Origin of the sequence: Microbacterium endophyticum (assembly GCF_011047135.1) — a bacterium.
GTDB classification, from domain to species: domain Bacteria; phylum Actinomycetota; class Actinomycetes; order Actinomycetales; family Microbacteriaceae; genus Microbacterium; species Microbacterium endophyticum.
The window spans coordinates 2,720,404-2,734,477 of the sequence record NZ_CP049255.1 but is presented as its reverse complement, the minus strand read 5'-3'; the positions used below and the strand labels follow the sequence as shown (position 1 = coordinate 2,734,477).

Genomic DNA, 14,074 nt, shown 5'->3' with positions numbered 1-14,074 from the left:
TTTGCACTGGATAGAGGGTCGAGTGCCACGTCCGACCCTTTATTCTGCCAGATCAAGACGGATGCCGCGAACTCACACGCGGGTGGTGCGGGGAGAGCTCCTGCCCGAGGTTCGCTACTGTAGGCCGGTATACGCTCCATGTCCGCAGAACCCCGTCAGCTGAAAGAAGTTTCTCCGTGACCAAATGGCTCTATCTCGTTGGCGCGATTTTATTGGAAGTCTCCGCCACGCTCTCTCTCAGGATGATGACCGAGAACTTCGTCTGGGTCGTTCCAGTCGCCATTGGATATGTAGGAGCTTTCCTCTGCCTGGCGTTTCTGCTGCGCGCTGGCGCCCCCATAGGTCTGACATACGGAGTCTGGGCAGCCTCCGGCGTCGCGCTAACGGCGGTCTCCGCATCGCTCCTGTTCAGCGACCCGCTCACGTGGCTCATGAGCCTCGGGATCATTGTTGTTATCGGTGGTGTTCTGCTCGTTGAGGTGGGCGCCACTTCTCATCGCCGAGCGACAACGGCGGCCAAATGATGATCTGGGTCATGCTGGGCGGGGCGATTGCATTCGAGGTGACGGGAACGATGGCACTTCGCGCATCAGAAGGCCTTCGTAAGAAGATCTGGATAGCGCCGGTGCTCGCTTCGTACGTCCTCGCGTTTAGTCTCCTGTTCTTGTGCCTCGAGCAGGGCATGCCGGTGGGAGTGGCTTACGGAATCTGGTCAGCGTGCGGCGTCGCATTGACTGCAGTTCTCGCTCGCATCCTTTTCAAGGAACCATTTACTTGGGTCATGGGTCTAGGAGTGATCGCAATTGCCGGCGGCGTTTTACTGATAGAGCTCGGTGCACGGTAATTCTCGGAGGATTCTCCGGGCGCGTCTGCGGCTATTCTGCGTTGAAAGCCGTGCGAAACTAGCGCCGTGACAGTGACTTTTTCCCAGTCCCCTCGCTCCACCGTCGGTATCGAGTGGGAGATCATGCTTGCGGATCGCCATACCGGCGAGCTCGTACCGCGTGCACCCGAGATCATTGATGCGCTTGCCGACGCTACGGCCTTAGAGCGCTACGTCGTGACCGAAGAATTGCTCACGAACACGATTGAAGTCACGAGTGGGGTGGGCGACACCGTGCAAGCGGCTGTGGATGACATCGACGATGCCATCTCATCCGTACGGGCTGTCGCTGAGCCCGCAGGTATCGAACTTCTCAGTGCTGGAAGTCACCCTTTTGCCCAGTGGTATGACCAACAGATCACCGATAAAACTCGTTACCACTCGCTGATCGAGCGAACCCAATGGTGGGGCCGCAACATGATGATTTGGGGCATTCACGTTCATGTCGGCGTCGAAGACGTCAATAAGGTCTTTCCGATTATCAATGCTCTGACGCTGTACTTGCCTCATATGCAGGCACTCTCAGCTTCGAGCCCGTTTTGGGCGGGCGAACGCACCGGATATGCGTCCAACCGAGCCCTGGTCTTTCAACAGCTACCGACTGCTGGACTGCCCTGGCCGCTGCAGAATTGGGCTGAGTTCGAAGGCTACTTGGACGATATGGCGCGTACTGGGGTCATGGCGGATGCCAGCGAGGTGCGCTGGGACATTCGCCCCGCGCCACGGTGGGGGACGATCGAGATTCGTGCCTGCGACGGGATGTCGACGCTCCCCGAACTCGCCGCTGTCGCCGCTCTCGCACAGGTATTGGTCGAACACCTCTCCCGCATGCTGGATGAGGGAAAGCCACTCGTAACGCTACCGCCGTGGTTTGTTCGCGAGAACAAGTGGCGCGCCGCTCGATTCGGCCTCGATGCTGAGATCATCGTTGATTCATATGGCACACAACGACCAGTGCGGGAGCACTTGGCCGAAACAGCCGCCGAGCTGACACCGATCGCAGAAGATTTGCACTGCGTGCGCGAGTTCGCTGGCATTTCGGAAATTCTTAGCGGCGGGTCAAGTTACGAACGCCAACTCCTCGTTGCCGACACCACAGACGGTGACCTACGTGAAGTAGTTCAGCATCTGATCAGGGAGTTTCGCGGCGGACCGACGCTGAGAGAACATCTTGCGAAGGTTTAGCAAAGCTGCCGTTACGGCTTTCCGAGGAGCTTCTGCAACTCTGCAAGATCCGCTTCGCTCGGCCCCGCGCCCCTCGCACCGAGTCCAAAACCTGAGCCTGTGGGCGCGCTCTGCTCTGCTGCGGTTGCAAGCCCTGAATTTTCGGCAGCACGCTTAGCTGGGTTACCCGAGCGCGAGCCCTTCGCTTTCTGTTGCTTGCCTCGCTTACTGGAGGCACCGGGCTTTCCCATTGCACCCATACCAGGCATGTTGGGCACTCCGCCGCGCGCAACAGTTTTCATCATCTTCGCCGCCTGCTCAAAGCGCTGAACAAGCTGATTCACGTCAGTCACTGTCATTCCTGAACCGCGCGCAATGCGCAGCCGACGTGAGCCGTTGAGGAGCTTGGGCGTTCGGCGCTCACTCGGCGTCATCGAACGAATGATCGCCTCGGTTCGGTCAATCTCTCTCTCGTCGAAATTGTCGATCTGCTGCTTCATCTGCCCCATGCCCGGCAACATGCCGAGCATTTTCTTCATGGAGCCCATCTTCTTGAGTTGCTGCATCTGCTCAAGAAAATCTTCGAGAGTGAATTGCTCGGTCGCGAGTTTTTCGGCGACCTTCATTGCCTCGTCCTCATCGAAGGCCTGCTGGGCTTGCTCGATAAGAGTCAGAATGTCGCCGAGGTCGAGGATACGACTGGCCATGCGGTCAGGATGGAATGGCTCCAGGTCCTCGAGACCCTCACCAGTCGACGCATAGATGATTGGGCGACCAGTGACAGAGGCGACTGAGAGAGCTGCTCCACCGCGCGCGTCACCGTCGAGTTTGGAGAGCACAACGCCCGTGAAATCAACGCCTTCTTGAAAGGCCTTCGCTGTATTGACGGCGTCTTGCCCAATCATCGCGTCAATAACGAAAAGTACTTCATCGGGCGATGTCACTCGACGAATATCAGAGGCTTGCTTCATCAGTTCCGCATCGACACCGAGGCGACCAGCTGTATCAATGATTACCGTGTCGTGCTGGTGACGCTTGGCATATTCGACGCCGTCCTTCGCGACCTTGACTGGGTCGCCTACACCGTTTCCGGGTTCCGGAGCGTACACAGCCGCGCCAGCGCGCTCTGCCACGACCTGAAGCTGGTTCACAGCATTTGGTCGTTGCAGGTCCGCCGCGATCAGGAGCGGCGTGTGGCCGTCTTTCTCGAGCAGCTTCGCTAGCTTGCCAGCGAAAGTGGTCTTACCCGAACCTTGAAGGCCCGCAAGCATGATCACCGTTGGGGGATTTTTCGCGAACTGAAGACGACGCTGCTCACCACCAAGAATTGCCACGAGCTCTTCGTTGACGATCTGCACGACCTGCTGAGCCGGATTAAGGGCGCGGCTCACTTCATCGCCGAGCGCGCGCTCCCGAACCTTCGCGGTGAATTCCTTAACCACCGGCAGCGCGACGTCTGCGTCAAGCAGTGCGCGCCGGATCTCGCGGACCGTGCCGTCAACGTCCGCGGGCGAAAGCTTGCCTTTCGTGCGGAGATTGCGGAAGGTCTCGGTGAGCCTGTCGGAGAGAGTGCCGAATGTCGCCATGATGCACCAAGTTTACGCGAGCACGAGGCGACAACGGATACGTCCACGCTCAGCCCCCCGTCGCGAAAGTGGCAACCCGGCTACTTTGCCGCAGAAAGTGCCTTTTCGAGAACCGCTGCAAGCGAAGTGCGGCCAGCCCCAGCCCTCGCCCATGTTCGTAGCGCCGCGAGTACAGCTCCCCCATAAGCCGCGCCACGCACACTCGCCGTCAGCTCGTCTATGCCGCTGCGCTGAAGCTGCTCTGCTGCGAGTGACCCGATTCGCGCTTGCCGGAGAGCCGAGTCCAGTTCTAGCTCACCTGCGAGGTCCATTGCCTGCGCGTTCACCAGCGCTAGGGCAAGGCTGTCAGGCGCGAAGTCTGTCGCGATTCCCATCACACTTACGCGAATACGCTCGGGCGCGTTGTCAGAGTTACCACTTCTCAGTTGTCGTGCGAGCGCTTCGATTCGCTCGTCGAGGCCTGACCACAACACGTCCGCTTTTGACGTGAAGTAGTTGAAGAAGCTCGAACGGCTCACACCTGCACGCTGCGCAATTTGCGAGATCGACGTCTTCTCGTACCCCTGCTCAAGAAAGAGTTCGCACGCGGCCTCTGATATCTCTCCGGGAGAAGACGCGCGCGGGCGACCGGAGCGCGAGATTTTCACCATGCTGTCAGCCTACGATGCTGGCACCTAGAGACTGAGCTGGCTATTGTTGGACTCAATGCAACAACTCACGTTCCGAGGGCACAATGATCGACATCTTGACAGCTGGGCTCGCGCCAGACTTCGTGCCGTACGCGAGCGCCTGGGCTCTTCAAAAGCGTATCCACGCGTCTGTCGTATCCGGGGATCGACCCGACACGCTGATGCTCCTGGAGCATGAAGCGGTCTACACCGCTGGCACGCGAACAGAACCTCACGAAAGACCGAGAACCGGCACCGAGGTTATAGATGTCGATCGCGGTGGCAAGATCACTTGGCACGGACCAGGGCAACTGGTGGGATACCCCATCTTCCGATTGTCGGAGCCCATAGACGTCGTCGCTCACGTTCGCCGGCTCGAACGTCTGCTGATCAACGCGTTGGCCACCGCTGATATCGAGGGCTACCAGGTGGCAGGGCGAAGCGGAGTGTGGGTGAGCCACGCCGGAGCCGAAGACAAGATTGCGGCCATCGGCGTCCGCGTAGAAAAAGGAGTCACGATGCACGGCTTCGCCGTCAACTGCAGCAACACCCTCGACGGGTTCGCAGAAATCATCCCCTGCGGGATCACGGATGCCGGGGTGACTACGGTCAGTGATGTTCTGGGTTGCACCGTGCACCCTCGAGACCTGGTCGACGCGGTCGCCAGCTGCTTCAAGACTGAATATGCCGAGGCCGCGGCATGAGCGGTTGCGCCGCGGACCCTCAGCACGCGCAGGACTCCCCCGCCACGGATCGCGGCGAACGACGTCTGCTGCGGCTCGAAGTGCGAAATGCCCAGACTCCCATCGAACGCAAGCCCGATTGGATTAAGACGCGGGCAAAGATGGGCCCCGAGTACACAGCCCTTCAGGCGCTTGTGAAGGACGAAGGACTCCATACGGTTTGCCAAGAAGCTGGCTGCCCCAACATCTTCGAGTGTTGGGAGGATCGAGAGGCGACTTTTCTCATCGGAGGCTCGCAGTGCACCCGGCGGTGTGACTTCTGCCAGATCGACACCGGAAAACCGGATGCCTACGACAGAGACGAGCCTCGTCGCGTCGCAGAAAGCGTCGCACGGATGAAATTGCGGTACGCGACAGTCACAGGCGTCGCCCGCGATGACCTCGACGACGGCGGTGCTTGGCTCCACGCCGAAACGGTTCGCCGAATTCACGCTTCGAATCCTCACACCGGCGTAGAGCTTCTCGCGACCGACTTCAGCGGCAATCCGGCCCAGTTGCAGGTCGTGTTCGACTCCCGCCCCGAAGTTTTCGCACACAACGTGGAGACCGTGCCGCGCATATTCAAGCGCGTTCGCCCAGCATTTCGGTACGATCGCTCACTCGCTGTATTGACGTCCGCGCGGGAGGCGGGACTCATCACGAAGTCGAATCTGATTTTAGGGATGGGTGAAGAACCTCACGAAGTTGTTTCTGCGCTGAATGACTTGCACGATGCCGGGACCGACATTATTACGATTACCCAGTACCTGCGGCCGTCACCGCGCCATATGCCGATTTCCCGCTGGGTGAAACCAGCAGAGTTTGTCGAATTCAAAGAAGAAGCGGAGCGGATTGGATTCCTCGGCGTACTCGCGGGTCCGCTCGTTCGCTCCTCTTACCGCGCGGGCCGACTGTGGGCGCAGTCAATGGTTTCGAAAGGGAACGCAATACCCGAGAACCTGGGCCACTTGGTGTCAGACATCGCCGCCGCTAACGAGGGTTTCGCGCAGGCGGTTTGAGTCACTCGGCGCTCGTTACGGATTGGACCTGCGCTGACGAATCGAGATTCACCAGCAAAACGTCGTCTGTGGCATCCGGATCGAGCGCGTACTCCAGTACTGCAAACGGATCAGACCCGCCGAGCTCATCAGCCAAGATCGTCATACTCATCAGCTGCAGTGAGCGGATGACGTCGACGTGAACGTCGCCAGAGATGTCGACCAACAGTCCCTCGATCTCGTCTCCGCGCTCAGCCTGCTGCTGCAAGATGTACTCGGTAACTTCGCTCGTGCGGTCATCCAGCTCGGTGACCATCGCGTTCCGCGCGCGCATGTCGATGTCTTCGAGCGCTGAAATCATCGCTGCAGCGACGTCGAGGGCGTCGATCGAGACATCTTCTTGATCGGGAGCGGTCAGGTCAACCGTCACGCTTTGATCGGCGAACTCAACAGTCTCCGACCAAAAGATCGATCCGTCGGGTCCGGATTCGAGAAGCCCGAAATAGTCGTGCTCGATGGTCATACCTCCATAAAACCAGCAGTACCGCCGCGGCGATAGGTCAACGTGTTCAGAACTCGCGTCAGGTCAAAGATTCAGTCAACGAGAGAGGCGGCGAACACGTGAGGCGTGAAGCCCGTGAGATCTCCAATCCCCTCGCCCTGCCCCAGCAGCTTGACAGGAATTCCGGTGCGTTCTTGAACAGCGAGAACGAAACCGCCCTTGGCTGATCCGTCGAGTTTTGTAAGCACGAGCCCGGTGACGCCGGCGTGTTCGAGAAAGGCCTGAGCCTGCATGACACCGTTCTGGCCCGTCGTTGCGTCCAAGACAAGAAGCACTTCACTGATCGGCGCCTGTTTTTCGATCACTCGACGAATCTTGCCCAGCTCATCCATCAAGCCGCCCTTGGTGTGAAGGCGACCCGCGGTATCGATGAGGACAATTTCGGTGCCGGTGTTCTTCGCGTACTCCACAGTCTGAAAAGCGACGGATGCCGGGTCTTGACCTTCGTGCTGAGGCCGAGTGATGGTGGCTCCTCCGCGCTCGGCCCACGTTGCGAGTTGCTCAACCGCGGCGGCACGAAAAGTGTCAGCGGCGCCGACAACAACCGAGCGGCCGTAGCTCTGAAGGAACTTGGCGAACTTGCCAATCGTCGTCGTCTTACCTACGCCGTTGACTCCAACGACCAGAACGACCGCTGGCCGCTCGCTGAGTCGCAGTGTCGTATCAAACTTCGCAAAATGCTCTTCCAACGTCTCACGCAGCATCCGCTGGAGGTCTTTGGGATCGGTCGTGCGGAACCGCTCAACCTTCTCTCTGAGCTCGTCAACAATGCGTTCCGTGATGTCGGGACCGAAGTCGGCCGTCAAAAGCGCCGTCTCCAAGTCCTCCCACGTCGTTTCATCGATCACAGGTCTCACAAACATGCCGCGCAGCGCGCGACCGAGCGACCAAGACTTCTCCGCCATGGTTCCAGCCTAGAGTGCGATCGGGGTCACGAAGCCGCGGCCTCGCGTACGCGCTGCCCAACAACGGCGGAAACGCCGTCTTGGCGCATGGATACGCCGTACAGAGCGTCTGCAATCTCCATCGTGCGTTTTTGGTGAGTGATGACGATCAATTGGCTGTTTTCGCGGAGATTTTTAAAAATCGCGAGAAGTCGACCGAGATTCGCATCATCAAGCGCAGCCTCAACCTCATCGAGAATGTAGAACGGGCTCGGGCGAGCCGTGAAGATGGCAACCAGCAACGCCACTGCCGCAAGAGACCTCTCACCTCCAGACAGGAGTGAGAGTCTTTCGATTTTCTTGCCCGCCGGGCGCACCGCGACATCGATTCCGGTGTTCAAGAGGTCATCCGGATTGGTCAGCGCAATATGTCCAGTGCCGCCAGGAAAGAGAATTGGGAAAATTTCAGCGAACGCGGCCCTCGTATCTTCAAACGCCGCCAAGAAGATCGTCTGCATCCGCTCATCGAGTTCCTCGATGATGGTCATGAGATCTTTTCGGGTTTGAGCGAGATCATTGAGCTGTTCAGTGAGGAAGGCGTGGCGCTGTTCCAGCGCAGCGAACTCTTCCAGCGCGAGTGGATTCACGCGCCCGAGCTGTGCAAGCTTTCGCTCGGCATCGCGTAGTCGCTTCTGCTGGGCGACCCGGTCAAATGGCTGCGGGGCAGCCGCCGCTGCTTCATCCGCATCCTCTGGTGCAGATGGTCCGTATTCCGCGACAAGAATGCTCTCATCCAGGCTCAGTTCAGATGCAACCCGCTCAAGCAAACTCGTGACGTGCAGTTTCTTCTCGTGGATACTCATCTCGAGGCCATGAACGCTCTCGGTAAGTCGCGCAAGGCGCTCCCGGATGGCAGCATCCTGTTGCCGCAGACCATCGAGTTCGGCCGTGAGCGCAGTCCGCGCCTGTTCCGCACTGGCGAGCTCTACTCGGGACTGCGACACCGAGCGGTCGACCGAATCGAGCAACGGCGGAAGCTGTGCCGCGATGTTTTCAGCCCGCGCCCGCTGACCTCGCCTGATGACAGCTTTTCGGGCCGCCTCCGCTGCTGCCGCCTGTTCACGCTCCCGCTGACGCTCAAGCGCGACAACGCGAGCCTCTTCAGCGCGGATGCGCTCGCGTAGCGTCTCAACATCGAGTCTCGCGCGCATCTCGGTGTCCCGCGCAGACTCGAGACGCGCGAGCATTCCGTCGCGGGCCGACACATCGAGAATCGGACGCGGAGCTTCAAGAGCAGCGGTCAATCGCTCCTGGGTTGCTCGAGCCGCCGTTTCGGCATCTTCGACCGCCCCCTGCGCCTGGTGCAGTCCCGCTGCAAGCCGGTCGCACTCCGCCACCGCAGACTCGTGTCGAACAGTGGCGCGATTGACTTTTTCAGCGTGCGCCGCGAGCGCTGCGTCATTCGCGCGAAGCGTCTCAAGGGCCTTTTTTGTGCGCTGCCGGGCGGATTGAAGGTCTTGAGTTCGCTCGACGAGTGGCTCGCGCAACGAGTCCGCGATCACCCGCACTTCCGCGAGTCGCTCTGTCGCGCTATCGCGTTCCGCGGCGAGCTCAAGTCGAGATTGCCCAGCGCCCGATCCTGCCCGCAACAAGAACGCCGTCGTCACCTCCCCGGCTTTCGTCACCACGGTAAGTAGGTGATCGCTCCCACCGCTCTGAGAAAACACCGCACGAGCCGCGTCGAGATCATCTGCGACGAGCACGTGGGAGAGGATGCCTTTCACCCCGGGTGGCGCAGTCACAACGTCGGTTGCCGGCATAAGCCCCCGGCCAGTCGGCAAGTCAACGGGAAGCGATTCTGCCTCCGCAATCACGAGGTCGACAACGCCAGCGTCGGACTCCCGTGCTCTGACGGCAGCCGTCAATGCGTCATCGTATGTGTCGACGAGTGCGCCTTCAGCCAACGGGCCCAGGGCTGCCGCAATAGCGGCTTCATAACCCGAGCGAATCTGTAAAGCGTCTCCGACCAAGCCACGAATACCAGGTCCACCCGTTCCGACGAGCGCTGTCGCACCGTTTCGAACATCAAGAGCGCGGCCGAGCGCAGCCGTTTGTGCGGTGAGTGCCTCTACTTCTCGTTCGGCTGTATGTAGACGCTCCCGCATCCCAGAAACATCGTTCTCAGCTTCAGTCGCCAGCCGCTGTGAATGCTCGTAATCGGCAGCGAGTGCAGCCGTCGACTCTTCGGGAGTCAACGCCGGTTCGACACCCGCGAGTGCTTCCTCGGCTTCAGCGCGGCGAACAAGTGCTGCATCGAGCGCAGCCTGCTGTCGTTCCACACCCTGCCGCACGGCGACGAGAGTCGAAGCCGCGGAATCTGCGGATCCTCGAAGCGCAGTCAACTTCATGTCGTGCTCCGACACAAGCGCACTCTGCGCCGCAATATCGGCGTCAAGCGCGTCAAGTTCCGCTCGTGACTTTATGACCTCGCGTCCGGCAGCGGCCGCGGCATCCTGAGCATCGCCGAGGCCCGCCGCAACAGCATCTATTTCGGCTCGCGCATCATCGATATCTCGTGGCGTCACGGTCACCGGGTCGATCAGCGCGTCGTCATCACTTCCGAGCAGTGCGAGTCGCTGCCCAGTCAGGGAGTAGAGCCCACGTAGGCGTTCCTGCACACGTTCGAGCGCAAACGAAACACTGCGCGCCTCGTCAACGGCCTCTGAACGCTGCTGAGCTTCGAGCGCAGCAATACGGCCACGAAATTCGTCGGCTTGCGCCTGCAGCACGAGCCGCTCGGTGTGTCTCTCCTGCTCGCTGTGTGCATATTCGCCGAGCTGAGTGCGCAGCGTGACAAGTTCGTCGGCGAACAGGCGCGCCTTCGCATCACGCACTTCAGCGGCGATGGTTGCTGCTTCCCGTGCAACTTCTGCTTGTCGCCCGAGCGGCTTCAACTGGCGTCTAAGCTCCCCCGCCAAATCGCTCAACCGCGTGAGGTTGCCCTCCATGGCCTGGAGCTTCCTCATCGTCTTCTCTTTGCGGCGCCGGTGTTTCAAGATGCCGGCTGCTTCCTCGATGAAACCTCGACGATCTTCGGGAGTTGCCTGCAAAACCGTATCGAGCCTGCCCTGCCCAACGATGACGTGCATCTCGCGACCGAGGCCAGAGTCGCTAAGAAGCTCTTGCACGTCGAGCAGACGGCACGTGTCACCGTTGATGGCGTATTCGCTCGCACCATTTCGAAAGAGCGTGCGGCTGATAGTTACTTCGGCGTACTCAATCGGCAGCGCCCCATCGGAGTTGTCGATGGTGAGTTGAACCTCAGCGCGACCGAGCGGTCCCCGGGTCGACGTGCCGGCAAAAATGACGTCTTCCATCTTGCCGCCACGGAGGGTTTTCACCGCCTGCTCGCCCATGACCCAGGCCAATGCATCGACGACGTTCGACTTACCCGAGCCGTTCGGCCCGACGATGCAGGTCACCCCGGTCTCGAGCGCGAAAGTGGTGGGCTGCGCGAACGACTTGAACCCTTTGAGCGTGAGGCTCTTCAGGTACATGCGGGGCCCTTTCGCCGAGGAGATTACCGGCCTACGCTATCGGACTTCGCTCAAACGACTGCGCGGCGGGCCGTACGGCTCTCAGAACGGACGGGCAAACATGTGCCAGCAACTACCGTTGCTGGCAGCGCGCGCAAAAATGACTGGAGCGGTTGGCGAACGCGACCCGCACAATCGGGTGGCCACAGCGCGGACACTCCTCGCCGCTGCGGCCATATGCGTTGAGCGAATGCGCGAAGTACCCAGCTTGCCCATTGACGTTGACGTACTGCGCGTCGAAGCTCGTGCCGCCCTCTGCGAGTGCTTTGTGCAGTACTGAGCGAACCTCTTCGAGAAGCGCGGTGACCTTCTCGGCAGAAAGATCTTTTGCGGGGGTCTCGGGATGGATCCGCGCAGCCCATAGCGACTCATCCGCGTAGATATTGCCGATTCCACTGACCACGGTTTGATCGAGCAGAACACGCTTTATTCCGGAGGACTTTCTCGTGAGTAGCAGACGAAAGTCGGCGTCGCTAAAAGCCGGATCGAGCGGATCGCGCGCGATGTGGGCGACCTGGCTTGGCACCGACGCACACCCGGACCCAGAACCCGCCGCTGCCCCATCCGGCGTATCGACAAGTGAGTCGATCGCAAGGGATCCGAACGTTCGTTGATCGGCAAAGATCACATCGAGGCTGCCATGAAGAGGGTGACTCACAGCGATGCGCACGCGCTCGTGCCGCTCACGGGGCGCGCCGCTCGCACGAAGTAACATCTGCCCGCTCATCCCTAAGTGAGCTAAAAGAGCATCATTTCGAGCCCGTAGTGGCACCCAAAGAAATTTTCCTCGACGCACTACGGCGTCCATTACCGATCCGGCCAACGCTGCTTCAAAATCGACAGCAGTCCCCGGATGCCGGGTCAGGGCGCGCGCATCGAGTACTTCGACAGCAACGATGCTGGCGCCCGAGAGTGCGGGTTCAAGCCCCGATCTCACGACCTCGACTTCGGGAAGTTCAGGCACGACCGCTGAGTTCGTGCCACGCAGCCAGAGCCGCCGCCATCTCCGCGGTCTTCTTGCTCGAGCCCGTGCCCGATGCTGACACGGCCTCGGTAGTCACAGTTGCAGTGAAGAATCGGTCGTGGTCGGGTCCCGAAGCCGTCACGGAGTAGACGGGCGCCGAAAGATGATGGTGGGCCACAAGCTCTTGAAGGCTGGTTTTGGGATCCATCGCGGCGCCATAGCGATCTGGGTCAGCGAGAAGCGGATCAATGAGCCGCAGCACGAGGGCAGACGCCGCATCCGCTCCGGCCGACAGAAAACTCGCGCCAATGAGTGCCTCAGTGGTGTCGGCGAGGATTGAGTCCTTATCGCGCCCACCCGTGAGCTCTTCACCGCGCCCTAGGCGGATGAAACGGCCGAGCCCGATCGTGCGAGCGACTTCGGCCAGTGCAACAGTTGATACAACGGCAGCACGACGTTTCGCCAGCGATCCCTCGTCAAGGTCAGGATGCGTCTTGTAGAGCATCACCGTGACCGCTTGGCCCAGCACGGAATCGCCGAGGAACTCAAGCCGTTCGTTATGTGGGATCTGGCCGTGCTCGTACGCATAGGAGCGGTGAGTCAGCGCCAACGAGACAAGCTCGGGGTCGATATCGACCCCGAGCTTGTTCAGAAGTTCGGTGTTATCCACCGGAGCATCCGTCATTGACGGATTCAGACGTCTGCGACCTTGCGGCCGTTGTACTCCAGGAACAGTTCAGTTCCCTGTGAGTCCGTGACGACCTTTGCCTGGTGGGGACGGCTGTAGACCGTCTTGCCGTTTTCAACGGTCTTTACGAGAGCGATGGGATCGGCCTTCCACTGCGCGCGACGCGAGCGAGTGTTGGAGCGCGAAACTTTCCGCTTCGGGGGGTTACCTGCCATGGTCTTCTCTTTTCGTTCTTAGGTCTGGGGTGTGGGCTCGTCATCAGACAAGCCATCAGCCTGCTCCGATGCCAACTCCGCTAACGCCGCCCAGCGTGGATCGAGGGTTTCGCGCGGTGCCGCACCGGAATTATCAGCCAAACGCTCGCCCGTTATGGGATCTAACCCGGGGCAGTCTGGCCGGCATACCGGCTGGAACGGAAGCGAAAGGACAGTTGCATCCCTGACCAGAGTTTCAAGATCCACGTGGTCGTCTTGAACCTCGAAGTCGTTCGCTTCCCCACCAGGGTACGCGAAAAGCTCTTGAATCTCGACTTCGACAGGCGCGTCGATCTCTTTGAGGCAGCGACTGCACTCTCCCTCGTACCGTCCTGTTGCGGTTCCGGTCACGAGGATTCCCTCGTGCACCGATTCCAAACGCACGTCTAGGGCGATATCGGACGATGCGGGCACCCACACCAATCCTTCTCCCCATTTTTCGGCAAGGGTCACTTCACGTTGGGTTTCGCGCATCTCGCCCGGGCGTCGGACGATGTCACGCACATTGATGCTGAAGGGTCCGGGTCTACGAGTTCTCACTCGTAAACCCTACAAGGGCCAAGCAGCGCCGGGTCAGATACCGCGAGATCCCGTGTCCAGAAATGACGCAACTGCCGGAGGAACGAACGGAGCGACGTCGCCGCCGAGATTCGCAACCTGGCGCACGAGTGAGCTCGAAACCAACGCGTGCGCGGGATCGGGTAGCAAAAATACCGTCTCGATGCCTGCCAAGTGCCGGTTCACGATCGCCATCGGCGACTCGTACGCAACATCGATCTGAGAGCGAATGCCTTTCACGAGCACTCCCGCTCCGACGTCTGTCGCATAATCAACGAGCAAACCGACGCTCCACGCTGCGACGACAACTTTGCCCTCGATGCCACCCTCGGCTATCGATTGCTCAAGGAGCGCGAGCCGCTGCGCGATAGGGAGCATCGCCTCCTTGGCAGGGTTGTGCACAACCAAAACGTGCGTCTCGTCATAGAGCGCGGCAGCACGGCGAATGACGTCGAGGTGTCCGAGCGTTGGCGGATCGAAAGACCCAGGAACGACGGCGATCCGGTTGCTCACACGTGCAAGCCTAGCTGCGTGCGGCGCGAAACCG

14 protein-coding genes and 1 pseudogene are annotated in these 14,074 nt (G+C 60.2%); 5 read left to right on the top strand and 10 right to left on the bottom strand.

The features are described from left to right. Positions 1-176: 176 nt before the first annotated feature. The 3 genes from G6N83_RS12835 (at position 177) to G6N83_RS12825 (ending at position 2,068) form a co-directional block, all read left to right on the top strand. A complete protein-coding gene (locus tag G6N83_RS12835; RefSeq protein ID WP_165142649.1) occupies positions 177-524 on the top strand; it encodes a DMT family transporter in 348 nt (115 codons plus the stop codon). Continuing rightward, positions 524-844: a DMT family transporter gene (locus tag G6N83_RS12830; RefSeq protein WP_206535848.1), complete on the top strand. Its 321-nt coding sequence runs from the start codon at positions 524-526 to the stop codon at positions 842-844. The genes G6N83_RS12835 and G6N83_RS12830 overlap by 1 nt, the downstream gene beginning before the upstream one ends. Positions 845-910: 66 nt before the next feature. Beyond that, positions 911-2,068, top strand: coding sequence for a glutamate--cysteine ligase (locus G6N83_RS12825; protein WP_165142647.1), 1,158 nt, complete (start codon positions 911-913; stop codon positions 2,066-2,068). Between the two features lie 11 nt (positions 2,069-2,079). Here the strand turns inward: G6N83_RS12825 and ffh are convergent, their stop codons facing one another. Both ffh and G6N83_RS12815 read right to left on the bottom strand, forming a co-directional pair. Further along, positions 2,080-3,633 (bottom strand): signal recognition particle protein, encoded by a 1,554-nt coding sequence (ffh, locus tag G6N83_RS12820; RefSeq protein WP_165142645.1) that lies wholly within the window; start codon positions 3,631-3,633, stop codon positions 2,080-2,082. Positions 3,634-3,713: 80 nt separating this feature from the next. Next, positions 3,714-4,283, bottom strand: a complete 570-nt coding sequence (locus G6N83_RS12815; protein WP_165142643.1) for a TetR/AcrR family transcriptional regulator — start codon at positions 4,281-4,283, stop codon at positions 3,714-3,716. 74 nt (positions 4,284-4,357) lie between these two features. On the opposite strand from G6N83_RS12815, the pseudogene lipB reads away from it, so the two are divergent. Both lipB and lipA read left to right on the top strand, forming a co-directional pair. Continuing rightward, positions 4,358-5,005, top strand: a pseudogene (gene lipB / locus G6N83_RS12810) (lipoyl(octanoyl) transferase LipB); the annotation flags it as partial. A 65-nt stretch (positions 5,006-5,070) separates the two neighbouring features. Continuing rightward, the gene (lipA, locus tag G6N83_RS12805; RefSeq protein ID WP_241246347.1) at positions 5,071-6,042 is read left to right on the top strand and encodes a lipoyl synthase; all 972 of its coding nucleotides are present in this window, start codon (positions 5,071-5,073) and stop codon (positions 6,040-6,042) included. Position 6,043: 1 nt separating this feature from the next. Here the strand turns inward: lipA and G6N83_RS12800 are convergent, their stop codons facing one another. The 8 genes from G6N83_RS12800 to coaD form a co-directional block, all read right to left on the bottom strand. After that, entirely contained in the window at positions 6,044-6,544 is a 501-nt protein-coding gene (locus G6N83_RS12800) for a DUF2004 domain-containing protein (protein WP_165142636.1), read from the bottom strand. A gap of 71 nt (positions 6,545-6,615) precedes the next feature. Beyond that, positions 6,616-7,488, bottom strand: a complete 873-nt coding sequence (gene ftsY, locus G6N83_RS12795) for a signal recognition particle-docking protein FtsY (RefSeq protein ID WP_165142634.1) — start codon at positions 7,486-7,488, stop codon at positions 6,616-6,618. A 26-nt stretch (positions 7,489-7,514) separates the two neighbouring features. After that, a complete protein-coding gene (gene smc, locus G6N83_RS12790) occupies positions 7,515-11,024 on the bottom strand; it encodes a chromosome segregation protein SMC (protein WP_165142631.1) in 3,510 nt (1,169 codons plus the stop codon). Between the two features lie 112 nt (positions 11,025-11,136). Then, entirely contained in the window at positions 11,137-12,027 is an 891-nt protein-coding gene (mutM, locus tag G6N83_RS12785) for a bifunctional DNA-formamidopyrimidine glycosylase/DNA-(apurinic or apyrimidinic site) lyase (protein WP_165142629.1), read from the bottom strand. After that, complete coding sequence (rnc, locus tag G6N83_RS12780) at positions 12,020-12,712, bottom strand: ribonuclease III (protein WP_165142627.1); 693 nt, start codon at positions 12,710-12,712, stop codon at positions 12,020-12,022. The genes mutM and rnc overlap by 8 nt, the downstream gene beginning before the upstream one ends. A gap of 8 nt (positions 12,713-12,720) precedes the next feature. Beyond that, a complete protein-coding gene (gene rpmF, locus G6N83_RS12775) occupies positions 12,721-12,930 on the bottom strand; it encodes a 50S ribosomal protein L32 (protein WP_165142625.1) in 210 nt (69 codons plus the stop codon). Positions 12,931-12,948: 18 nt separating this feature from the next. After that, positions 12,949-13,443 carry a YceD family protein gene (locus G6N83_RS12770; RefSeq protein ID WP_165143467.1) on the bottom strand — a complete coding sequence of 165 codons (495 nt, stop codon included), beginning with the start codon at positions 13,441-13,443 and terminating at the stop codon, positions 12,949-12,951. Positions 13,444-13,542: 99 nt separating this feature from the next. Next, positions 13,543-14,040, bottom strand: coding sequence for a pantetheine-phosphate adenylyltransferase (coaD, locus tag G6N83_RS12765; RefSeq protein WP_165142623.1), 498 nt, complete (start codon positions 14,038-14,040; stop codon positions 13,543-13,545). Between the last annotated feature and the right edge of the window lie 34 nt (positions 14,041-14,074).